The sequence below is a fragment of the Komagataeibacter saccharivorans genome (assembly GCF_003207825.1).
GTDB lineage: Bacteria > Pseudomonadota > Alphaproteobacteria > Acetobacterales > Acetobacteraceae > Komagataeibacter > Komagataeibacter saccharivorans.
Window position 1 is genome coordinate 154,331 of sequence record NZ_NKTY01000004.1, and the last position, 22,091, is coordinate 176,421.

The 22,091-nt window shown below is 60.7% G+C and carries 17 protein-coding genes and 1 tRNA gene; 6 read left to right on the forward strand and 12 right to left on the reverse strand.

Features of this window, described 5'->3' with window-relative positions:
* The first annotated feature begins 177 nt into the window (after positions 1–177).
* From CFR79_RS04530 to CFR79_RS04550, 4 genes are all read left to right on the forward strand, one after another.
* Positions 178–1,500 carry an MFS transporter gene (locus CFR79_RS04530; protein WP_174234099.1) on the forward strand — a complete coding sequence of 441 codons (1,323 nt, stop codon included), beginning with the start codon at positions 178–180 and terminating at the stop codon, positions 1,498–1,500.
* A gap of 235 nt (positions 1,501–1,735) precedes the next feature.
* Positions 1,736–2,155 (forward strand): MarR family winged helix-turn-helix transcriptional regulator, encoded by a 420-nt coding sequence (locus CFR79_RS04535; RefSeq protein WP_110547067.1) that lies wholly within the window; start codon positions 1,736–1,738, stop codon positions 2,153–2,155.
* Between the two features lie 468 nt (positions 2,156–2,623).
* Positions 2,624–4,348: a SulP family inorganic anion transporter gene (locus tag CFR79_RS04545; protein WP_110547085.1), complete on the forward strand. Its 1,725-nt coding sequence runs from the start codon at positions 2,624–2,626 to the stop codon at positions 4,346–4,348.
* 303 nt (positions 4,349–4,651) lie between these two features.
* A complete protein-coding gene (locus CFR79_RS04550; RefSeq protein ID WP_258373419.1) occupies positions 4,652–5,242 on the forward strand; it encodes a hypothetical protein in 591 nt (196 codons plus the stop codon).
* Between the two features lie 146 nt (positions 5,243–5,388).
* Here the strand turns inward: CFR79_RS04550 and CFR79_RS04555 are convergent, their stop codons facing one another.
* A complete protein-coding gene (locus CFR79_RS04555) occupies positions 5,389–7,290 on the reverse strand; it encodes an FUSC family protein (RefSeq protein WP_110547068.1) in 1,902 nt (633 codons plus the stop codon).
* A 318-nt stretch (positions 7,291–7,608) separates the two neighbouring features.
* Here CFR79_RS04555 and CFR79_RS04560 point away from each other — a divergent pair, with 318 nt between their 5' ends.
* Positions 7,609–8,547 (forward strand): DMT family transporter, encoded by a 939-nt coding sequence (locus CFR79_RS04560; protein WP_102325574.1) that lies wholly within the window; start codon positions 7,609–7,611, stop codon positions 8,545–8,547.
* A gap of 88 nt (positions 8,548–8,635) precedes the next feature.
* Here the strand turns inward: CFR79_RS04560 and CFR79_RS16430 are convergent, their stop codons facing one another.
* Both CFR79_RS16430 and CFR79_RS04565 read right to left on the reverse strand, forming a co-directional pair.
* The gene (locus CFR79_RS16430) at positions 8,636–8,851 is read right to left on the reverse strand and encodes an SDR family oxidoreductase (RefSeq protein WP_456305890.1); all 216 of its coding nucleotides are present in this window, start codon (positions 8,849–8,851) and stop codon (positions 8,636–8,638) included.
* Entirely contained in the window at positions 8,790–9,398 is a 609-nt protein-coding gene (locus CFR79_RS04565; protein WP_456305891.1) for an SDR family NAD(P)-dependent oxidoreductase, read from the reverse strand. Before CFR79_RS04565 ends, CFR79_RS16430 begins: the two co-directional genes overlap by 62 nt.
* Positions 9,399–9,702: 304 nt before the next feature.
* On the opposite strand from CFR79_RS04565, the gene CFR79_RS04570 reads away from it, so the two are divergent.
* A complete protein-coding gene (locus CFR79_RS04570) occupies positions 9,703–10,350 on the forward strand; it encodes a TetR/AcrR family transcriptional regulator (RefSeq protein WP_102325576.1) in 648 nt (215 codons plus the stop codon).
* A 36-nt stretch (positions 10,351–10,386) separates the two neighbouring features.
* Here the strand turns inward: CFR79_RS04570 and CFR79_RS04575 are convergent, their stop codons facing one another.
* The 9 genes from CFR79_RS04575 to CFR79_RS04615 form a co-directional block, all read right to left on the reverse strand.
* The gene (locus CFR79_RS04575; RefSeq protein ID WP_110547069.1) at positions 10,387–11,667 is read right to left on the reverse strand and encodes an NAD(P)/FAD-dependent oxidoreductase; all 1,281 of its coding nucleotides are present in this window, start codon (positions 11,665–11,667) and stop codon (positions 10,387–10,389) included.
* Between the two features lie 186 nt (positions 11,668–11,853).
* Positions 11,854–13,365 (reverse strand): aldehyde dehydrogenase family protein, encoded by a 1,512-nt coding sequence (locus tag CFR79_RS04580; protein WP_102325578.1) that lies wholly within the window; start codon positions 13,363–13,365, stop codon positions 11,854–11,856.
* Positions 13,366–14,134: 769 nt separating this feature from the next.
* Positions 14,135–15,589: an MFS transporter gene (locus CFR79_RS04585; protein ID WP_258373420.1), complete on the reverse strand. Its 1,455-nt coding sequence runs from the start codon at positions 15,587–15,589 to the stop codon at positions 14,135–14,137.
* Between the two features lie 286 nt (positions 15,590–15,875).
* Positions 15,876–16,151, reverse strand: coding sequence for a hypothetical protein (locus CFR79_RS04590; RefSeq protein WP_110547070.1), 276 nt, complete (start codon positions 16,149–16,151; stop codon positions 15,876–15,878).
* Position 16,152: 1 nt separating this feature from the next.
* Complete coding sequence (locus tag CFR79_RS04595; RefSeq protein ID WP_110547071.1) at positions 16,153–17,559, reverse strand: amidohydrolase family protein; 1,407 nt, start codon at positions 17,557–17,559, stop codon at positions 16,153–16,155.
* An 86-nt stretch (positions 17,560–17,645) separates the two neighbouring features.
* Complete coding sequence (locus CFR79_RS04600; RefSeq protein WP_110547072.1) at positions 17,646–17,975, reverse strand: hypothetical protein; 330 nt, start codon at positions 17,973–17,975, stop codon at positions 17,646–17,648.
* Between the two features lie 726 nt (positions 17,976–18,701).
* A tRNA-Glu gene (locus tag CFR79_RS04605) sits at positions 18,702–18,777 on the reverse strand.
* Between the two features lie 68 nt (positions 18,778–18,845).
* The gene (gene recJ, locus CFR79_RS04610; protein WP_110547073.1) at positions 18,846–20,693 is read right to left on the reverse strand and encodes a single-stranded-DNA-specific exonuclease RecJ; all 1,848 of its coding nucleotides are present in this window, start codon (positions 20,691–20,693) and stop codon (positions 18,846–18,848) included.
* A 57-nt stretch (positions 20,694–20,750) separates the two neighbouring features.
* Positions 20,751–22,085 (reverse strand): homoserine dehydrogenase, encoded by a 1,335-nt coding sequence (locus CFR79_RS04615; RefSeq protein WP_110547074.1) that lies wholly within the window; start codon positions 22,083–22,085, stop codon positions 20,751–20,753.
* Between the last annotated feature and the right edge of the window lie 6 nt (positions 22,086–22,091).

A 22,091-nucleotide genomic window follows, 5' to 3' on the forward strand; every position in this document is an offset into this window, starting at 1 on the left:
ATTTGCCCGATACCTGCCCGGCATTCCCGTTCTTTGTGACGGGCATGATGAAGGTGTTTAACGGATTTCACCGGTCCTGAAAGTCGCCCCTTTTTCCTGTCCGGTATGACGGGACGCAAAAGGTGCGCGGCGTTACGTTTCTGTATGGAAACATGATGGGCGTTAGTGAGTACTGCCATGAATGCTGTTTCCCCCACGGGCATGAGTGAACACGATCCCGCCCTGCCACGCCTGTGCGCGCGCGTGGCGTGGCGGCTGCTGCCGCTGCTGTTTCTGGGTATGCTGGCGTCTTACCTTGACCGGGTGAATGTCGGCTTCGCCAAGCTGCGCATGCTGTCCGACCTGTCCATGAGCGAGGCTTCGTACGGCGCGGGAGCAGGGCTGTTCTTTCTGGGCTATATTTTATGCGAGATACCCAGTAACGCGCTCATGATCCGTTTTGGCGCCCGGCGCTGGCTGGCCCGTATCCTGATCACATGGGGCATCTGTTCCGGTGCGATGGCGTTCGTGCATTCTGCTGGCCTCTTTTATCTGCTCCGCCTGCTTCTCGGCGTGGCGGAAGCCGGGTTCATGCCCGGTGTCCTGTTTTACCTGTCGCAATGGTTTCCGCCGGGCTACCGCGCACGGGTAACAGGGTGGTTCATGGTCGGGATACCACTGGCCAGCGTGATTGGTGGCCCGGTTTCCGGTCTGATCCTTGGCCGGATGGAAGGGGCGATCGGCATTGAAGGCTGGCGCTGGCTGTTTTTTCTTGAAGCCATGCCGCCGGTCCTGCTGGGTCTTATGGTCTTCTTCTGCCTGCCCGACCGGGTGGAGAATGCCCGGTTCCTGACCGAACGGGAGAAAACACTTCTCATCACCCATCGCGTCATGCCCGATCATGCCCATGTGCTGCAGGGTATAAAGGCGGCATTGTGGGACCGGCGTATATGGAAACTGGGGCTGGCGGATGGCGCGCTGCTGCTGGGGCTTTATACAATCGCGTTCTGGATGCCATCGCTGCTGCATGATGCAGGTGTGCATTCCCTTGTGCGGACCGGGATTCTGACGGCCATACCGAATATAGGGGCCGCAGTCGCCATCATGCTGATCGGCTGGGATTCCGACCGGACGGGGGAACGGCGCTGGCATATCATCGTGCCCATCCTGATCGGGGCGCTGAGCATGGCGCTGCTGCCACTGGCGCGTGGCAACCTGACGCTGGCCATCATGCTTATTACACTGGCGAATATGGGTATTATCGGTGCGCTGGCCCCGTTCTGGGCGCTGCCTTCGCTATTGCTGACCGATACCGCAACCATTGCGGCGGGTCTGGCGCTGATTGGCGGCATATCCAATCTGGCGGGTTTCATGGCTACGGGGCTGATTGGGTGGGCAAGAAGCATGGCGCCCGGATCGTGGGGAATTTTCGTTATTTTCGCAGGGTTTGTTGCCATGGGGGCGGCTCTTGTATGGTCCATTCCCGAAGTGGCTGCCCGCGCAGACAGGGACAGGACATGAAGTTTTTGGTGAAGCTTTTTTCAAAAAACTTCATGAAACACCGCCTTTGTGAAGAAAAAGGCAGCACCCGGAAATGTCTGTTTTCATATGTTAATGAATTATTTTCAGACCATCTACCAACGCGGGCGAAGCCGTGGCCGCGTTATGCTAGGGAAGGTGAATAAAGGCCCATGGGGCGGGATATCGGGAATGGAAAAGGTCGCGGACGGTGAATGACAGAAGGGATGATGAGGTCATGGCATATGATCTCAATAAACAGATCGGCCATCTTTTGCGGCGTGCCTATCAGCGTCATACTCACCTGTTCCAGACCGCCATTCCCGACGAGCATCTGACATCGGTGCAACTGGCGGTAATCGCCACCATTTTCCGCGAGGGTGAGCGGTCGCTCATGTATATTGGCCGGGTTACGGCAATAGATCACGCAACCCTGCGCGGTATCAGCCTGCGTCTGAAACAGCGAGGGTTGATAAGGATACGCAGCAACCCCGATGACAGACGCGAACGTCTTGTCTCCCTTACCAGAGAGGGAGAAGAAGCCGCCCGCCTGTATATCCCGCAGGCCGCCCATGTGACGGAACTGACGCTGGAACCGCTCGACCCGTGTGAACGTATCGCCGCGCTGCATGTGTTGCGTAAGCTGGCGGGTGCATAGATGTATAGACTTATAGATTCTGTTAAATCCTGAACGATGGGACGGACTGCATAGCTGTTTCTGATACCGCATGGTCTGTCTGGGAACCTTTGATTGGGGAAGTCCGTCCGAAAGGCAAGACCCCGCCGAAGAACCTGCGGCGGACGATATCCACGATTTTCTGTCGGCATCAGAACGGCGCGAAGTAAGGATGCCCTTCAACGTCAACTGAATCTTCGTCGCTGGCGTTCTTGAGTCACGCATCAATCCTGAAAGAATCATGCCCAGGCGCTGCGTGATAGGTCTCCGCAGCAGAACCGGGGTGTGGAGTGCGTCAAGACGCACGCGGGCATGGCGGCCGGTATTGTATTGGCGGTGGTGGATTATGTATATTTTCTGATAAAATCAGCAATGTTCACTGCATGTTGTGGTGTCTTCCGGTCCGGTTCTGTCGGTCTGGTTATATGGATCATGGACGGTGCCGGTAGTATGGGAAGCACAACAGGCGGAACGGATCTGCCGCTGAAGGGAGGCGCGTCGGTTGCCGTGCGCGGATGGCGTGCCAGACTGCGTGATGTTGTCGCGGGCGTATCCCTTGCTTCAATGAATATTCCGCAGGTGCTCGGCTATACCCGTATCGCCGCGATGCCTGCGGTCACGGGCCTGTACACGGTTCTGCTGCCGCTGGTGGCCTTTGCCTGTTTCGGCAGTTCGCGGCATCTGGTGGTTGCAGCGGATTCCGCTACTGCCGCGATCTTTTCCAGTGCGCTGGGGCGCATGGCCACGCCTGGCAGCCCGCATTATATGGCGCTGGTCAGCATGGTCGCGCTGCTCAGTGCGGGGTTCCTGCTGGTTGCGCGGCTGTTTCGCTTAGGCTTCCTTGCCGATTTCCTGTCGCGTACGGTGCTGGTGGGATTCATGGCCGGTGTCGGCGTTCAGGTTGCCCTTGCCATGCTGCGTGACATGCTGGGTCTTGCAGTCACCGCGCATAATCCCCTGCTGCAACTGTTCCAGATGCTGGCCCATCTGCCCCGGCTCAGTATGCCGACAATGGCGCTGTCGGCCTGCGTGGTGGGACTGATAATGCTGGGCGATCGTCTGGCCCCCCGTGTGCCGCTGGGTCTGCTGACCGTAGTGGGGGCCATTGCCGCAAGCATGATGTTCGACCTGTCGCGCTACGGGATCGAGACAATCGGCCCGATCGAAAGTGGCCTGCCGCATCTGGGCCTGCCGCATGTTTCGTGGAATGACATGCTGGCGCTTCTGCCGGTGACAACATCATGCGTGTTCGTGATTATTGCGCAGAGTGCCGCGACATCACGTGCCTTTGCCATGCGGTTCCACGACCGCGTGAATGATAACGCGGACATACTTGGCCTGTGTGCGGCCAATGCGGTGGCCGGACTGAGCGGGACCTTTACCGTCAACGGCAGTCCGACACAGACGGCCATGGCCGCCCGTGCCGGCGCACGCACACAACTGGCGCAGTTGACCTTTGCTGCCGTTACGATGCTGGTATTGCTGTTCCTGACCGCGCCCCTGCGTTACCTGCCGCGTTGTGTGCTGGCCTCCATCGTCTTTACCGTTGCGCTGGGGATGATCGACCTGCGGGCCATGAAAGCCATCTGGCGTGAAAGCCCCGGTGAATATGGACTGGCCATGGCAACCGCCGCCGCCGTGGTGGGGATCGGGGTGGAACAGGGCATATTTCTGGCCATCGCCCTGTCCCTGTTCCGGCATGTGCGGCACAGCTACGAACCCCATACGATGGTCCTGCGCTACGATACCCATACCGGCCTGCTGGAACCTGGTGCCGTCGCCGCGGGGCAGCAGACCGCGCCGGGACTGGTTGTCTATCGTTTCAGCGCGGACCTGTTCTATGCCAATTCCGCGCGGTTCGTGGCGGATGTCCGCCTGTTGGTGGATAATCCGGCCACACCCGTTTCCTGTCTGGTTGTGGAGGCGAGCGCGATTACGGATATCGACTTTTCCGCAGCCAGTGACCTGCGCGATCTGTTTATGGCGCTGCGGCGGCGTAATATCGGCGTTGTATTCGGACGCGTCAGTCCCTACCTGCGGGCGGACATGGACCGCCATCGCATTACGCCGGTGGTGGGGGCGGAAAACCTGTATACCCAGTTGCACACTGCCATCGGGGCAGCGCAGGCGATCGTAAAAGCACGCGGGGAGGCTGCCATCCACAGGCAAGGATAGACCCGAACACCCGCGATGGCACCTTTCCACGTGGCCAGCGTAGCAGTTTTGCACCTGTTTCCGGCTTTGTGCGTATTGAAAGGGGAACGATTATCCGCCCGGATACTTTTCATTAAGGGAGTGCGCCCGTTTCAGCATCTGTCGCGACGTGGATAGTCAGTTTTAGGGAAGGAAGTATGAAATCGTTACCATTTGTAAAATGCCAGTCCGTATAATTCTGGCATGAATATTATGGTGTTCAGTCTGCTGCCCTGCCTGTCAAGAGAAGGTGCAGGTCCCCCACCCCTAGATGCCAGAGATGAAATGAAAGCCGGGATCTACACGCAAAGCCACATTTCCCCTGTCCAGAAATCCTCTCCGGGTCGGCGTATTGTCCCGCTTCTTATGGCGCTGTTGCCCCTGTCTGGTCTTGCGGGCTGTGGTTATACGGATTCCCGCACCGCTCATCGCGCCCAGATGACCATGATCGGCATGGACAGTACGGATGTACAGTCCTGCGTCGGCGTCCCGGACAAAATAAAGAAAATAGATGATAACGTGCAGATATTTGAGTATGTGCGCACGCTCAATATTCCCGCTGCCAATGATTCTACGCTGTTTCCGTTACAGACGATCGTGAACCTGACGCAAACGGCGCTGGGTGGCGCGGGCAAGACCTGTGTTGCCGACATACGCTTTGAAAATGATAAGGTCACGGACCTGCATTACAGTGGCGATGATGATGAAATCATCGGGGTGGATGGTGTGTGTTCCATCGTGACGCGCGGGTGTATCCGTCGTCCCCTTTCGTCCATGCGGCATGTGAAAAAGGGTATATTGGGGCCGGTATCGGCCTTCCACCCCCCGGCGGCGGAAACGCCGCCTGCGAATACGCCGGTTTCAGCCACAAAGTAATCTGTTGCCGCCAACTTCTTAAGAGCTCCCATACGTTTGTTTTCTTACACAGATCCCCGCATCATCCCCTGTTGCGGCAGGACGGAAGAAAATGCGGCGAAGGGGAATGGAGCGACAGGTCCAGAAGTGGGGGCGCAGGGGGGGGCTTACGTCTCTTGCCCGGATGGCACGCCCATACGGGCAATGACCTTCAGCGCACCGGCCAGACGTTCAATATAGGGGTCATCGTGGTTCTGCCAGTGCCGGTCGTGCAGGATGGCGCGTGCCATGGCCTGTGCCTTCGGGTCATGATCCTGCCATGCCCGCAGGAAGACACGCAGCCGCCGCTCCAGCCATCGGGACAGGAAGCCCGAGCGTGCCAGTTCCCGCACTGTGATGACTTCAATCCCGACCGTCATGGCGTCAAGCCGCATCTGGATATGGGCCAGCACGACCGGACGGGAAACGCCGTGTGCATTACGGACCGAGCGGACCATGCTGTCCGCATTTTCCGACAGCCATTGATATACGGACATCCCGTTGCGCCGGTCCGCCAGTGCCCATAGCCGCCGCCACGTCCAGGCTTCGGTGCGCCGCATATGTGCGTCCGGTCGGAAGGGCAGCACCAGCCGGAATGTCCACCACGCGAACAGGACCGCCCCCAGGAACGCGGAAATGCCGTTGAGGAAGGAGACCTCGTCAAACCGCCCCTGATTGGCTGGCCCGATCAGCACCGGCAGGAACATGTTGAATGAAAACGCGTAACCGGCAGTGGCAGGCGTGCGCGCCGCAAGGCCGCCAATCGTCATCGGGACCAGCAGCAGCAGCACCAGTGTTTCCGGCGCCGTCACGGCAGGCATGACCAGAAAGACGAACACGGCGGCAACAGCCGCGCACCATACCGCCCCCTTGAAAAACGGGCTTGAAGCCAGAAGCGGGTTTTCCCGTGTGGCCAGCAGCCCATAGACCAGCGATACAAAGGATACGAAGCCTGCCCCGGCGGGCCAGCCCGTTACCTCCCACAGCAACCACGCGGCCATGATCCCCGCTGCGGCGCGGATGCCATTTTCCACCGCTTCCACCGCCAGCCTGCGTGAACGCAGCGCGAAGCGGAACCTGTCGCCCGGAACGGGTGTTTCACACGTCTGTATATGGGTCCGTGCCGCAGCCAGATCGGCCGCGATTCCGTGGCTGTCCGTCATGTCCGCCACCTGCCCGGCAATGGCCATGCCACGGGCGCGCGCGATCAGCATCATCATGTCCGCAAGGGCGGCACGCGCATGGTCCGCGACCCTGCCGCCCTGTGGGCCCATTTCCAGCGTGTCGTATTCCACCCGGCTGTTTGCGCCCACCAGATCGGTCAGCAGGCGGCCCTGTGTCTCGGCGTCGATGCGTCCCTGCGTAAGGGGACCGACATCTTTCGAGACCTCGCTCCACAGCGCGTGGAGCCGGGCAAGCAGGCGGGTGCGCGCCTGTTCGTTCAGGGCGGGAATGAATATCGCCGCCAGCGTCGCCTCACACACGATACCCAGAATGATGTAGGAACCGCGTGACATGGCGATGTTGAACACGTCATCGGGCGCCGTGATGGCCCCGGTGGCCACTATGGCCGATGTAAAGCTTGTGACCAGCAGGCCGTAGGAACGATAGCCGTCAAAAAAGGTGGCGCAGCCGCAGCACAGGCCGATCCATAAGGCCAGTCCCGGAAAAAACAGCCCCGGTGCCTGCGGGAATGCCGCGATCAGCGCCACGGCGGCGGCACAGCCGATCAGGGTGCCCACGACACGCCAGCGTGCTTTGGACAGGGATTCCCCGCGGGAGGACTGGGCCACGACCCATACCGTCAGCGGCGCCCATTGCGGGCTGTCCAGTTCCATCCACATCGCGATCAGTAGCGACAGCGCCGCTGCAAGCGACGTGCGCAGCGCAAACACCATATCGGCGGGGGAAGGGGCAAGAAGCCAGCGCAGTTTTCCGTGCCACAGACCGGCGTGGTTGTGAAAGAGGCTGCGCAGGGCGGAGATGAAAGCCTTTGTCTGGCTTCCTGCTGCATCCGTCTCCGCATTCATGGCGCATTCCACCTTCAAAAAAGCATACGCTGCGAAAAACGGCGTTTTTCGTCCAAGTCTTTATAATGATAAAATCATAAGCAGGATTTATCAGAAGTTTTTTTTGGCGTAAGGGCCCTTCAGGTTCACCCGGAAGCCGGACGGAATCGCGCAGGAACAGGGGCGGCGGACCTGCTGGTGCTTTCGGCCCGCGGGAGTGGGGCGAATGTGCCCGATTTCCAGTATATCCACACGCATGGCTGTCGCCCTGTGTCGGCACTGGTTCTCGGTCACTCTTATCCATAATGCCGCAATAGCGGTACCATATAGGCAAGACAGATGAATACGGCCTTCCTTTCCTCCGGCATGATGCTGGCATTTGCGGCGTTTTCTGCGTTCTCGATCAGCGATGCGTATTCAAAGCTGCTGGCCGGGCAACTGGACCCGTTCGAGGTCGCGTTTTCAGGCGGCGTGTTCGGTTTCCTGATCATTCCCTTCATCCGGCGTCCCGATGAATCCTACCGGGATATCTTCTCCACCACCCACCCGCTCATGTGGCTGGTGCGGGCGGTGTCCATTTTCGCCGCCACCGCCGCCAGTGTCGAAGCCTTCATGCTGCTGCCCATGCCTGAAGCGCTTTCGCTCATGTTTCTCATGCCGCTGTTCGTCACCATCCTTTCGGTCGCCCTGTTGCATGAAAAGGTGTCCGGCTGGGCGTGGCTGGCCGTCATTCTGGGCTTCGTGGGCGTGCTGATCGTGCTGCGGCCGGGCGTGCGCGCCATGCATCTGGGGCATCTGTGCGCGCTGATCGCGGCGGTGGCCAATGCCGTGGGGGTTATCGCCTACCGGCTGGCAGGTACCAGCACGCCCCGGCTTTCCCTGTTCGGGTCCAGCCTGTTCGGGCCGCTGATAGGGGACGGGGCGCTCATGCTGGCCCATGCGCACTGGCCGCATGGGGTAAAAACATGGGCGTTCCTGTTCGGCTACGGTTTTCTTGCGGCCCTTGGCCAGTTACTGATGATGATGGCAACCGAACGGGCACCGGCAAACCGGGTCGCGCTGCCGCAATACAGCCAGATGCTATGGGCCGTGGCCTTCAGCTACTTCCTGTTTCATCAACCGCTGGATGGCTGGACGTTTGTCGGGATCGTCGTCGTTACCTTTTCGGGCATGCTGAACTGGATACGCCAGCGTATCCGCTATCGACACATGGCCATGAAGGAAAGACGGGCGGCGAAACAGCGCGCGCAGGCCCAGTATGTCGTCAGCAGGAACTGATCACCCGGTAAGGGGCAGGCCGGGTGTCCGGGCACAGGCGCTCCGGCTACGTGACATGCCGTAGCCGGACGGTGGTGCGGAGCAGGGATTAAAGTTTCATCCCGCCGGAGGCTTCGATACGCTGGGCATTGATCCAGCCGGTATCCGGCCCCAGCAATGCCGCGACCACACCACCGATATCGTCAGGCCGCCCCGCGCGGCCCAGCGCCGTGACCGAGGCGACATAGCCATTGATGTCGCTGTTATCGCGCACTGCCCCGCCACCGAAATCGGTTTCGATCGCGCCGGGAGCCAGCGTGTTCACGGTTATTTTCCGCGCCGCCAGTTCCGTGGCCTGATAGCGGGTCAGCACTTCGACCCCCCCCCTTCATCGCGGCGTAGGCCCCATAGCCCGGCAGGCAGAAACGGGTCAGTCCGGTCGAGATATTGAGGATACGGCCCCCGTCAGCCATGAGTGGCACGAGCTTCTGCGTCAGGAAAAATGCGCCCTTGAGATGGATGTTGACCAGCGTATCGAACTGCGCCTCGGTTGTTTCCATCAGGGGCGCATGAATCCCGATCCCGGCATTATTGACCAGAAAATTGAAGTGACTGACCTGCCACTGGGCCAGTGTTTCGGCCACCTGACCGGCAAATGTGTCGAACCCGGCGGTATCGGCCACATCCAGTTGCAGTGCGCGGACCCGGCGGCCCTGCTGCGTCAGTTCCGCCGCCACGGCCTGCGCGCCTTCAAGATTGCTCCGGTAGGTCAGGATGATGTCAACGCCCTGGCGTGCCAGATGCCGGATCATGCTCAGGCCCAGTCCCCTGTCCCCACCCGTAACCAGTGCGATCGGTGCGGTATCTGCCATGTCTCTCTCCATTATCTGTAATGGTGGCGAGCATACAGGACGGGGTAGGGCCAATAATCCCTGAACTGGCGATCACACCTGTCGCCAGTTCCGAACAATCCGGGACTGACTTCCGGGCTTCTGTCGTTTTTCAGTTACTATCCTGTCTCGACATAACATGAACGGCATGGCAGAAGCCGTTGCCAGTAATAATGACGATGGTTTCATTGCCGGAAGCCATTATCCGGCGTGAGCGCCTGTTTTCTCGCGTCTTGAATGTTCCGTATGCCGTGGGGCAAGATGGATAAGGACGAGAGGAGAGGGAATGAAGCCCGTCGCCATGACAGATGCCCCGGTACAGGGATTGCGGGAACGCAAACAGGCCCGCGTGCGCAGTACCCTGATTGCGGAAGCGATGCGGCTGTTTTCCACGCAGGGATACGATCAGACAACGGTGGATGAAATCGCCGAAGCGGCCGAGGTCTCGCGCCGTACCCTGTTCCGCATGTTCGAGACAAAGGGCGACATCGTTCTGGCATGGACAAAGGGCATGACCCAGACCCTGACCGATGCCCTCGCGGCCTGCCCCCGGGACATGCCCGCGGGGGATGCGATGATGCACGCCTTCATTTCCCTTGTGCCCCGTATCGCTGCAAACCGGCAGGATACGTATGATTTTGTCTATCTGATCGAAAAGACGCCGTCCCTGCAGACGGTCAGCCTTCAGAAATATGGCAAATGGGAAGACTGTCTGGCGGAGGGACTGGCAAAGCGCCTGCCGGTACGCAGGAACCGCAAGATTGCCGCCCGTCTCATGGCGCGTGGCGGCATCGCCATTTTCCGCACGGCGCTGGATGACTGGATCAGGCTGAAGGGGCGCCCCGCACTGGTGCCGCTGCTGCAGAAAACCTATGCGCTGCAGACCGCGCTATGGTCACACCCTGCTGATCCCGAAACGGATGCCCCGGCCTGACCGGCCGGGACATTGCATTGATATGGTGGCGGGTTCTCAGTCCAGCCGGACGGAGGGGCGCACGAATACGTCCAGCCAGTCCACAAGGCAGGACACCGTGCCGCGGAAGGTGCCGTACAGTTCGAACTGATGCTGGCGATAGAGCATGATATGCACCAGTCGCGCCGTAATGCCGCGCAGCCAGCCGCCACCGAACACCTTACCGCCGGGGAAAGTGCCCCAGCCGTTGTAATCGCCCAGTGCGACGACCGCGCCCTTGTTGTGGAACGCAAAGGCCGGTAGCGGGCGACCATTGATCCATGCGGGCATGTAGCGCGCCAGATGATGGGCCTGCTGGCGTGCTGCCTGCGCCGTGGGGGCCACCGGCTTTTCGGCAATGAAGGCGCAATCGCCCATGGCGAAGATATTGTCGTCTTCCACCAGTTGCAGGGTGGGACGGACTTCAAGCTGACCGGAGCGCGACAGCTTCAGTTCACCGAATTTGCGCGTGACATCGGGCGCTTTTACGCCTGCGGCCCAGACACGCAGCGTCGCGGGGATGCGGGTGCCGTCCTTGAGCATGAAGCCCTTTTCATCGGCGCCACTGACCATGGCCGATGTCATCACCTCGACCCCGATGGCCTCAAGCTGCTTGGTCGCGGCGGCCGATACGGATTCAGGGAAGGCGGGCAGGATGCGCGGGCCAGCTTCCAGCAGGGTGATCTTCAGCTTGGGCGGCTTCTTGCCAAAACTGTAGAGGGAGGCGAGATCAAGCGCCTTGTGCAGTTCGGCCGCAAGCTGGGTGCCCGTGGCGCCGCCGCCGACGATGGCGATGTCCAGTTCCTCGTTATTGCCAAATGCCTTGAGCAGTTCCATGCGGAAACGCTCGTTAAAGCCGTTGGCTTCGACAAGGTTGTCAATGAACAGACAGTGCTCGGCCACGCCCGGCGTGCCGAAATCGTTCGCGCGGCTGCCGATGGACAGGACCAGCGCATCATATTCCAGCTTGCGCTCTTCCAGAATGACCTCGCCCGTCGTCTCGATCACCGGGGCCAGCGTGATCGTTTTGGCCTTGCGGTCCATGCCCGAAATCTCGCCGGGCCAGAACTCGAAATGGTGGCGGCTGGCCTGTGACAGGAAACTGATGCGGTCGTTCTCGTTGGCCGCCGTGCCCGCCGCGAAGCAGTGCAGCATCGGCTTCCACACATGGGCGAAGCTTTTATCGACCAGCGTGATTTCCGCCCGGCCTGACTTGCCAATTGAATCGCCCAGACGGGTGGCCAGCGCCAGCCCGGCCACGCCGCCGCCAACGATCACGACCCGAAACTTTTGTGCCATCCCCAAACCCCCAATTACCCTGTCGCATAGCATCCCGGCCCCTGTGGAGAAGCCTGCCGCATAAATAGAAACATATCCGGCCGCCCGCCCCACATGGGCAGGACGGCCTGCGGCCGGACCGGAAAAAACCGGTCCGGCCGCTGCGCCTGCCCTTCAGGGCAGGGCGGTTTTCAGCTTGTCAGCGGATCAAAAGAAACCGCGCTTGTTCTCGCTGTAGCTGACCAGCATGTTCTTGGTCTGCTGGTAGTGCTCAAGCACCATCTTGTGCGTTTCACGCCCGATGCCCGACTTCTTGTAGCCGCCGAACGCCGCATGCGCGGGGTAGACATGATAGCAGTTGACCCACACGCGACCGGCTTCCAGCCCGCGACCCATGCGGTAGCAGGTGTTGGCGTCGCGGCTCCATACACCCGAACCCAGGCCGAACGGCGTGTCGTTGGCGATGGCGAGTGCTTCTTCTTCCGTCTTGAAGGTGGTCACGGCCAGAACCGGGCCAAAGATCTCTTCCTGGAAGATGCGCATCTTGTTGTTGCCCTTGAACACGGTCGGCTGCACGTAGCATCCCTTGTTCAGGTCGCCGCCAAGGTCCGGACGGCCGCCACCGGTCAGAAGCTGCGCGCCTTCTTCCTTGCCGATGTCGATATAGGACAGGATCTTTTCCTGATGACCGTGCGAGTTCTGGGCACCCATCATGGTGTTGGGGTCCAGCGGGTTGCCCTGACGGATGGCCTTGATGCGGGGCAGGGCGCGTTCCATGAACTTTTCATAGATCGATTCATGAACCAGCGCACGGCTGGGGCACGAACAGATCTGGCCCTGGTTCAGGGCGAACATGGCGAAGCCTTCGAGCGCCTTGTCCAGATAGGCATCATCATGATCCATGATGTCGGCGAAGAAGATGTTCGGCGACTTGCCGCCCAGTTCCAGCGTGGCGGGGATCAGGTGTTCCGCCGCGGCATGCGCGATCATCTTGCCGGTGGGTGTGGAACCGGTGAAGGCGATCTTGGCGATGCGGTCGCTGTTGGACAGGGCAGCGCCCACGTCACGGCCCAGACCGTTGACGATGTTCAGTGTGCCGGCCGGGAACAGGTCCCCGATCAGTTCCATCAGCACCAGCATGCTTGCGGGCGTGCTTTCGGCGGGCTTCATGACGACGCAGTTGCCTGCGGCCAGTGCCGGCGCCAGCTTCCATGAACCCATGAGCAGGGGGAAGTTCCACGGAATGATCTGGGCAACGACGCCAAGCGGTTCGTGGAAATGGTAGGCGATGGTGGTGGCGTCGATTTCGCCCAGCGTGCCTTCCTGTGCGCGGATGCAGCCTGCGAAATAGCGGAAATGGTCGATCGCCAGCGGGATGTCAGCGGTCAGGGTCTCGCGGATGGGCTTGCCGTTATCCCATGTTTCGGCGCGGGCCAGCAGGTCCAGGTTCTGTTCCATGCGCTCTGCCGCGCGCAGCAGGATCAGCGCGCGATCGGCAGGTGCCATGTGGCCCCAGGCGGTCTTCGCCTTGTGCGCGGCATCAAGTGCCAGTTCCACGTCCGCTGCGGTGGAAGCGGGCACTTCACACAGCACGCGCCCATCGACGGGGGAAGTATTGGTCAGGTAGTGACCTTCAACCGGGGCGACCCATTCGCCACCGATATAGTTGCCATAACGCGACTTGAACGGCGGGGCCGCCGTGAGGCTATCTGCTGACACGTGAATATTCCTTCAGGATAAGGCTTCGTGCCCTAATAGACCTGACATGGATTCATGTAATTCCATGAGGTAATGAGGGTACTACAAAACTGTATTTCGGTTCGATATGGCCGCCATTACTTTCATGGGTAATGGCATTGACCGATCCGGACCGTAGGTGTGATTTCTTGAAACCTGTGGACGTGATCTCCCTGGAAACCAAACCGAACCTTGATGCGCCCCGGTAAGGTATCGGGGGATAATCTATATACGGTGATATATAGACACGTCCGGTACCGCAAGCGTTCGGATTATAACGTAACCGTGAGGTGTGCATCTGGTGCCATAATGTGTTAATTAAAAACGTTTAAATACAGTATGTTAAATAATAATGAATAATAAATATCTATTGATTTCGACATCCTGTGTCACAAAACCGGCGAATGGAATTTTAGCGCCTTGCGGGGCGCAAGGGCCGATTCCTGCCCGGTCAGGTCTGAAATGATCCCCTGTCCGGATTCCGGCGGTTTCATGCGTATGACGCAGGCGGTAGTTACGGCTGTGTAGTCAGCCATCCGAGTCCGGGTAATGCGTCCCGTCTGGTGCGGTTTTCTACGCGGCATCCATATGGGATGTGACAATCCGGATGGGCGGGGCCACGTTCTATTGCGTGCAGGCGTGTCCCGCATGCCGGATGTCATCCGGCTGCCCGGTTCAGTAAGCGGGGCCTGGGCTTACCGGTGGCTGCGACCTGTCATGGGCTGACCATAATCCAGCCGGAACTGACAGTTCAGCTCCCGCGCATCCTTACCGCGTTCTGGCCCCGCAACCGCGACACGCTGACCAGCGCGCCCAGCCAGGCCGTTGCCACGCCACATTCCATGCAGCGTAACGTCGGCTCATGCGCGACATCGGTCAGGATCAGCGCCACCAGCATGCCGCCTGTCGTCTGGCCAAGGATGCGCGCCACGGAAATCATGCCACTGGCGCTTCCTGAACGGTGCAGCGGAGATGCGGCGACCATTGATTTATTGTTGGGTGCAACAAACAGCCCAAAACCGATACCCGCGAAAGCAAAGCGCCACATGATATCAAAATTGCCTGCATCCAGCGGTGTCAGGCGCACCAGCAGATAGCCAAGCCCAACAATAAACAGTCCCGCCGATGACAGGATGCCCGCCGGATACCGGTCGGCCATACGCCCGACAAATGGTCCCGCCACAATCATTCCCACTGGCCATGGGGTAATCAGCAGTCCCGTTTCCACGGCGGAGCGGTGGAAAACTCCGGTCAGCGCAAAGGGAATGGAGATCATGTAGAAATTGGCGGCCATATATCCAAGAAAGCAGGTGATGAATCCGGTCCGGAAGGCGGTAGTGGCAAGCAGGTCAACCGGAAGCAGGGGGGCAGCGCGTCCGTGCTGACGTCGCACCAGACCGGTCAGGGCGGCAAGTCCTGTTCCCGCCAGCCCGAGGGAGAGGACATCGACATTCCCATGGACCAGCATGTCGCAGCCAACCAGAATGCCGCCGAAGGCCAGAATGTTCAGCACGATGCTGCCCCAGTCCAGTCGACGTGGCTGACCGCCCGCGCGTGGCAGGAACCCGGCCACCAGCGCGAGTGTCACGATCCCGACCGGCAGGTTGAACAGGAACAGCCAGCGCCATGATGCCACCCCAAGGATCAGGGCCGCGACAGACGGACTGAGGGCCACGCCCCCCGCGATGGCCAGCGCATTGAGCGCCAGCCCCCGCCCCAGCCGGGAGGGCGGATAGACAAGGCGCACCAGGGCCGTATTGACGGCCATGATGCAGGCGCCCCCCGCGCCCTGCACGGCACGGGCCAGTACCAGCACGCCCAGCGACTGCGCATTGGCGCAGATCAGGGACCCGATCATGATGACGACCAGCCCGATCGTGCATAATCGGGCCGGGCCAACCCGTTCCGACCACGCCGCCAGCGGCAGCAGCAGCATCGCGTTGACAAGCTGGTATGCATTTACCACCCATACCGATCCGGCGGCGGAAACATGTAGTTCACGCGAAATCGTGGGCAGGGCGATATTCGCAACGGCGTAATCCAGAACAGACAGTACCACCGCCAGAATGACGGGAATGATGGCGAAGCGATGTACGGCGCTTTCCGTTCCTCCCATGGAGGAAATGCCGTGTCTGCCCTGCTGCATACTGCCCATGCCGCGCCCCTTGCCCGCACTGTTGGTGACAGTGCGTAACCGAAACGACATGTCTTTTCCACCCATATGCGGGATGCTGTTCATCCGCAAAAGTTTTTGGGGTGTCGCCGTCTTTCAAAAGGAGGATGTCTTTCGAAGCTTTTTGAAAAAAGCTTCACCAAAAACGTTTTTATGATTTCTGCATGTTTTCCAAACAGGCGCAGGAATTTCCGGATTAGGAGAATTCATGTGATGGCAATACGCGCGGTCGCCATCGCTTTCATCTTTTCATGCAGTTCGACAGGGCATCGTGTTCCACATGAATTCTGGGGCGGAGCTTAATCAAGGGCCGTAGCGATCAGGGTCCCCTGAAAAACTCGTCTCCCAGATATTCGGGCGGGCCGCCATCCAGCCCTTCGGCTTCAAACCCATCATTATATGGCCCCGAATAATCGCCCATGCCGTAACCGTGTTCGTTCCAGTCATTATTGGCGATCATCGGACCGTCCATGCCCATCGGTTCCGGCCCCGTGGGGCCGGAGCATGCTGCAAGCGCACCAGCCAGCACGAGCAGGCACAGGGCGGGGCGCAGGCGCGAAAAGGGTGTAGTACGGAAAGGGCAGGCGATACGCATATCAGTCCGGTCGGGCTGAAGGGACAGGTTGCCCCGCCAATGGGCCGGGAACCTGCCGGCCCCGATGCCATACCTGCGTCAGATGGTCGATGGCTGTAATATCCTGCGCGGGGTTACCTGTAACAACCATAAGGTCAGCCATTTGCCCCGGCGCGATGGTGCCGCGGTCGGACAGTTGCATGAGGCGGGCCGCATTGCTGGTTGCCAGTGCGATGGCCTGCAGTGGCGTCAGGCCCGCCATTACCGAAAGACGCAGTTCCCTATGTTCGGCAAAGCCGGGAATGCGGGTAGGGGTCGCGCCTGAATCCGTGCCAAACCCGATGGCGACCCCCGCCTGGTACAGCGTCATGAGATTACGCATGTTCATCGCCAGCGCCTTGCGGGAGGCTTCCGTCAACGGGGCGGCCAGTACCTTTGCACGCCATGCCGGGTCGGCAAACTGCTGGCGTAGCGCAGGCGACAGGCCATAGGACAGGAATGGATCGTCCAGCCATTCGGGGTGTTCGGCAAAGATGTAATTGGCTTCATCCAGATCCAGCGTGGCGACGTAGCCGGTCCCCTGCTTTTTCATCGCACTGATCAGGGTCGGATCGACCGGTTTGTCGCGCACGCCATGGGCCAGAATGTCCACCCCTGCGGCAACAAGGGCCTGGGCATCCGACAGGTCATGGATATGGGCTGCCACCCGCTTGCCGCGCAGATGGGCCTGTATAATGGCCGCGCGGTAGATTTCCGGCCGCATCTTGGGCAGTCCGTGCGCCTTGGGCACGCCATTGCGGAAATCATCCACCCATAATTTTATAAGGTCGGTGTCTTCATCCGCCATCTTGTTGACTGCGGCACGGGCTTCGTCCGGTGTAGTGGGCCGGAAGACCTGATCCGCGCCAAGATGGAACATGTTTTCGGGCGGCACCCCATCGGGAGCGCCAATGCCCTGATCCACCCCGAACAGGTCGGCACCAGGGTTCAGTCCCGCATGCTGCTCCCGGCGCATGTCATCGAACAGGGGGGAACGGTTCAGCCCCAGCGCGGTGACGGTCAGCACGCCGTAATGTTCGTACTGCGCCAGCGCGGACAGGATATTGGCGCGGGTATAATTGACTTCCCCGTTCTGGGTGCCGCTGACCTGCCCGACATGGCTGTGGTCGGAAATCAGGCCCGGCAGCACCGTCTGGCCTGTCAGATCTATTTTACGGGTATGGGCGGGGGCATGGAGATTGCGACCGATCGCGGCGATGTGGCCATCGCGGATCAGGATATCCGTGTTGTCCTGCGCGGCGCTGCCGGTACCATCAATCACAGTGGCATGACGCAGCAGCACCGCCCTGTCCGTGGCGGCATGGGCGACGGCAGGCGTGGTGAACAGCCCCGTCAGCAGGGCGATCAGCGCGGGGCGATAACAGGACATGACGAAACTCTCCATCCAGCGGTGCCCCAGTGTTGATTGCGTGTAGCCCAGCGTCCAGTCACGTCTGTGTCGGTGGATGAAGGATTCTAGCGGGGCAGGGGCGTGGCGCCGCCTTCCGTCAGGTCGGTGAAGGCATCCTGCACGTCTCCGCTTTCGGGAAAGCATATCAGTACATCGTCGCTTTCCGCCTTGGCTTCACGCGCCGGGGTGATGACGCTGTCCCATTCACCAGCAAGGGAGGTGACCATACCAATTTCGGGTTCCAGAAACTGCCACGACCCACCCTTGACCGTAGATCCCATCACGGTCGTCAGCAGGAATATGCCCGCCTGTGCAGGCAGGGGGGATGGTACCCGCCGGAACTGGTAAATCGTACCGGATGTTCCAAACAATGTGAATGAAGTCCACGGTTCCATGGGCCTGTTCCCTCCTGAGGATGACAGAGTATGCCATATTCTAAAGCATGGGAGGGGCGTCAGGCTGCACATCACGCATGCAGGTAGCTGGTGTCCGGCCATTCATCATTTTGGGTGAAGTCGTTGGCGGGATAAAATCCGGTCTGGTGAGGCCGCCTGCAATGGCAATTCCTTTTCGTGCGGGTGGAATGGACCAGCGTCATTAAAAAATTGGCGTGCCATACGGAATGCCGGTCAGCGTGGACGTTGCTATACGCATGGTGCTATCGCGCGTGTAATCGTCAGGGCTGCGATGCGGTTATGCCTGCCTGATCACTACTGATACGGTCATTCCCGGAAGCAGCGGTGGTAATCGAATCAGCGCGCCCTACGTGGTTTCTGGTCACGCATTGCACCGTAAAGTAGCAATGCAGGTCGGGATGAGCGTTAACAAAAAAAGCGAGACGCTTTTTTATCTGTGACGGGATCTGTGACGGGCATGACAGAACCATATCCCGAAAAATTCGGGACTATGACTTTTGAAGGTCTGACAGGGAATGGAAAGGTATGTTGATGCGCATGCCCGCAGGTAAAAACCAGACGGCATAAACAGTTGCTGCTGTCTCATGATTTTGCATGCGAGAGAAGAGAAGGGCTAGGAAAGGGCAATTCCCTTTTCCAAAAGCAAATTCTCTATCTGAATAAGCCTGCGGATACTTTGCGTATCGTGTAAGCCCTTGAAAGGCTTGGCGTCCCGTACGGGATTCGAACCCGTGTTGCCGCCGTGAAAGGGCGGTGTCCTAGGCCTCTAGACGAACGGGACTAAAGGCGTGAGGGGTGTGTATCCCGGCACAGGGGGGCGGTCAACCCCCTGTTTTAAAAATATTGAAATTATTGGGCGATTGCCGCGTCACGGATAAAAAATGTGGCGGATGTCCGCCCGTTCCAGCTTTCTGCCCGCAGCCAGCCCGCCAGATGCAGCGGCGGCATGTCGCGATCTTCCAGCACGGGGGCAAGCGGGCTTTCATTGGCGCGGAAGATCAGGGCCTTCAGTCGGGGGCCGCGTCCTTCCCCCTGCAGGGTCAGGCGCAGGGTGTTGCCTTCGCGGCCAATACGTTCGGCATAGGCGACCCGTACGCGGGGCAGGGCGATCAGAGGTTCGTCATTGCCCGCGCCGAACGGGGCCAGCCGGTCCATGTCGGTGGCCAGCGCCACGTCCGCTGCGGCGACATTCACCACGGCGTCAATGGTCAGGTCCACCGCATCGGGCAGACTGGCGGCGGTGGCAAGGTGACGGTCCAGAAAAGCGTGCAGGGCGGGAATTCCCTCCGCAGGCAGTCCGAAACCCGCTGCCATCGCATGTCCGCCGCCGGATGACAGCAGTCCTGCCTGCCGCGCCGCGATGATGGCACCGCCCAGATCCTGCCCCGGCACCGATCGGGCCGAGCCTTTGACGGTGCCGTCCTCCATTTCCGCGCCGACCAGCACGGGGCGATTGAATTTTTCCTTTATACGCCCGGCCACAATCCCCACGACGCCGGGATGCCAGTCCCGTCCGCTCAGTACCAGCACGGCATGGCCCTGTTCGCGCTGTTCGGCGGCCAGTTCCATGGCGCGGTCCAGAATGCCCGCTTCAACGCTCTGGCGGCTGTGGTTGACGGAATTCAGGCGCTCGGCCAGCGTCTGGGCCTCGGCGGCGTCTTCGCACAGAAGCAGGCGCAACCCCATGCCCGAATCCGCGATGCGTCCCCCTGCATTGATGCGTGGCCCCACGGCAAAGCCGCAGGTGAAGGCGGACAGCGGATCACGCGCGCCTGCAGCATCCAGCAGGGCGGCCAGGCCGGTGCGCTGCCTGCGCGCCATCACCTTCAGCCCCTGCGCGACAAAGGCCCGGTTCAGCCCGTTCAGCGGCATGACATCGCAGACCGTGGCCAGCGCCACCAGATCGAGGCTGTTCATAAGCTGTGGGTCCGGGCGGGAATCGAACCAGCCTTCCTGCCGCAAGACACGTGTCGTGGCGACAGCCGTCATGAACGTCACCGCCGCCGCACAGATGCCATGCAGGCCCGAAGGACAGTCAGGGCGGTTGGGATTGATGGTGGCCAGAACCTTCGGTAACGCGCCCTGCACCTGATGATGGTCAAGGATGATGACATCGGTTTTCTGGCTGGCCAGTTCCAGAATGTCCACCGCCGCCGTGCCGCAGTCCAGACACACGATCAGGCTTGCGCCCTGATCCTGCATGGCGGCAATGGCCGGGGTATTGGGGCCGTAGCCCTCCGTCATGCGATCGGGAATGTGGGTCAGCACCGTGCAGCCCTGACCGCGCAGGAAATCGGTCAGAAGCGCTGTGGAACAGGCCCCGTCCACGTCGTAATCACCAAACAGCCCGACCGTTTCGCCATTGCGGATGGCGGCGGCCAGACGCCCGGCAGCCCGGTCCATGTCCGTGAAGGTGGACGGGTCGGGCATTAGTGCCCGTAGTGTCGGGGTCAGGTAGGTCTGGACCTGATCAGGTGCAATCCCGCGCAGGGCCAGCATGCGGCCCACGATTTCCGGCAGGTTGGCCTGCTGGGATATGGCCATGCCCATGCGGTCGGTATGGCTTGCCTGCCCGCCCTCGCGCCAGTTCCACCGCCGTCCCGTCACGCTGCGGACAACCCCCAGCACGACCGGTTCGGGTTCGTTGCACCCGGACATGGCGGCAGGCGGGACGGAAAGCAGGTCGGCGGCGGACATTGGCCGTTTCCTTCAGATATGGGGGGCGGACGGCGCGTGGCCGCCCGCCAGCGGGTTTCAGCCCGCGTCGATGCGGATCAGGGCCGGTTCGTCCAGAACGGCAGCCAGTTCTGCAATATGGTGCAGGGCGTGCTGCATCGCCGCTTCCGATGTTTTGTGGGTCAGCAGCACCAGCGGCACGGCATGCGTGCCATCGGGACGGACCTCATGCGCATCGGCATGCTGGAGCATGCTGCGCAGGGATACCCCGTTGTCGCGCAGTACGGCGGTGATGTCGGCAATTACGCCGGGGCGATCCTGCACGTTCAGGCGCAGGTAGTATTCCCCGGTAAACGACTTGCTGGGCATGGCCACGGCCTGTGTCAGGCTGTCGGCGTCGCAACCCCATACGGGAATGGCGCTGCCACGGGCAATGTCGATCAGGTCGGCGGCGACGGCGGTGGCTGTTGGCCCTTCGCCCGCGCCACGCCCCTCAAGCATCAGACGCCCCACAAAGGCCCCTTCCGCCACCACGGCGTTGAATACGCCGTTGACCTGCGCGATGGAGGCATCCTGGGGCACAAGGCAGGGATGGACGCGCGCCTCGATCCCGTTTTCATGCTGGCGGGCGATGCCCAGCAGCTTGATGCGGTAGCCCATCTTGCGGGCAAACTGCAGGTCGAGCGCGCCGATACGCCGGATGCCTTCAATATAGACGGAAGCGAACACCACGGGCCGCCCGAAGGCCAGCCCCGCCAGAATGGCCAGCTTGTGTGCCGTGTCGATACCGTCAACATCCGTGGACGGATCAGCTTCGGCATAGCCAAGCTTCTGCGCGTCCGACAGGATTTCGGCAAAGTCCCGGCCGGTCTCGTGCATTACGCTCAGGATGTAGTTGCACGTACCGTTCAGGATGCCGCCGATCTTGAGTATCCGGTCGGCAGCCAGTCCTTCGCGCACGGTCTTGATGGCGGGAATGCCCCCAGCCACTGCGGCTTCGAACATGAGCGGCACGCCCGCTTCCTGTGCCGTGCACGCCAGTTCCGCGCCGTGGATTGCGATCAGCGCCTTGTTGGCGGTGACCACCGGCCTGCGGTTTTCCAGCGCGCGGCTGACCGTCAGGCGCGCGGGGCCTTCCGCCCCGCCGATCAGTTCGGCCACGACATCCACATCGGGATGGGTGGCCAGTTCTTCCGGCGTGTCGCACCACGCCACACCGGACAGGTCGATCCCGCGATCCCGCGTGCGATCGCGCGCGCTGACGGCGGTCACCACCAGTTCGCGGCCCGCGCGGGCGCGGATCAGGGCCGCGTTTTCACGCAGCAGCCTGACAACGCCAGCGCCAACCGTGCCCAGACCGGCAATACCGATACGCAGGGGCCTGGGTTCAGATGTGGAATGGGGAGATGTCATTTCTTT

What these genes read in the sequence shown, in the direction of transcription:
- CFR79_RS04545 (WP_110547085.1), top strand. Translation starts at nt 2,624, where the DNA reads ATGGGAAGCACAACAGGCGGAACGGATCTGCCGCTGAAGGGAGGCGCG.
- CFR79_RS04575 (WP_110547069.1), bottom strand. Translation starts at nt 11,667, where the DNA reads ATGGCACAAAAGTTTCGGGTCGTGATCGTTGGCGGCGGCGTGGCCGGG.
- CFR79_RS04570 (WP_102325576.1), top strand. Translation starts at nt 9,703, where the DNA reads ATGAAGCCCGTCGCCATGACAGATGCCCCGGTACAGGGATTGCGGGAA.
- CFR79_RS04585 (WP_258373420.1), bottom strand. Translation starts at nt 15,589, where the DNA reads ATGTCGTTTCGGTTACGCACTGTCACCAACAGTGCGGGCAAGGGGCGC.
- CFR79_RS04565 (WP_456305891.1), bottom strand. Translation starts at nt 9,398, where the DNA reads ATGGCAGATACCGCACCGATCGCACTGGTTACGGGTGGGGACAGGGGA.
- CFR79_RS04560 (WP_102325574.1), top strand. Translation starts at nt 7,609, where the DNA reads ATGAATACGGCCTTCCTTTCCTCCGGCATGATGCTGGCATTTGCGGCG.
- CFR79_RS04530 (WP_174234099.1), top strand. Translation starts at nt 178, where the DNA reads ATGAATGCTGTTTCCCCCACGGGCATGAGTGAACACGATCCCGCCCTG.
- CFR79_RS04615 (WP_110547074.1), bottom strand. Translation starts at nt 22,085, where the DNA reads ATGACATCTCCCCATTCCACATCTGAACCCAGGCCCCTGCGTATCGGT.
- CFR79_RS04550 (WP_258373419.1), top strand. Translation starts at nt 4,652, where the DNA reads ATGAAAGCCGGGATCTACACGCAAAGCCACATTTCCCCTGTCCAGAAA.
- CFR79_RS04535 (WP_110547067.1), top strand. Translation starts at nt 1,736, where the DNA reads ATGGCATATGATCTCAATAAACAGATCGGCCATCTTTTGCGGCGTGCC.
- recJ (WP_110547073.1), bottom strand. Translation starts at nt 20,693, where the DNA reads ATGTCCGCCGCCGACCTGCTTTCCGTCCCGCCTGCCGCCATGTCCGGG.
- CFR79_RS04600 (WP_110547072.1), bottom strand. Translation starts at nt 17,975, where the DNA reads ATGGAACCGTGGACTTCATTCACATTGTTTGGAACATCCGGTACGATT.
- CFR79_RS04555 (WP_110547068.1), bottom strand. Translation starts at nt 7,290, where the DNA reads ATGAATGCGGAGACGGATGCAGCAGGAAGCCAGACAAAGGCTTTCATC.
- CFR79_RS04590 (WP_110547070.1), bottom strand. Translation starts at nt 16,151, where the DNA reads ATGCGTATCGCCTGCCCTTTCCGTACTACACCCTTTTCGCGCCTGCGC.
- CFR79_RS04595 (WP_110547071.1), bottom strand. Translation starts at nt 17,559, where the DNA reads ATGTCCTGTTATCGCCCCGCGCTGATCGCCCTGCTGACGGGGCTGTTC.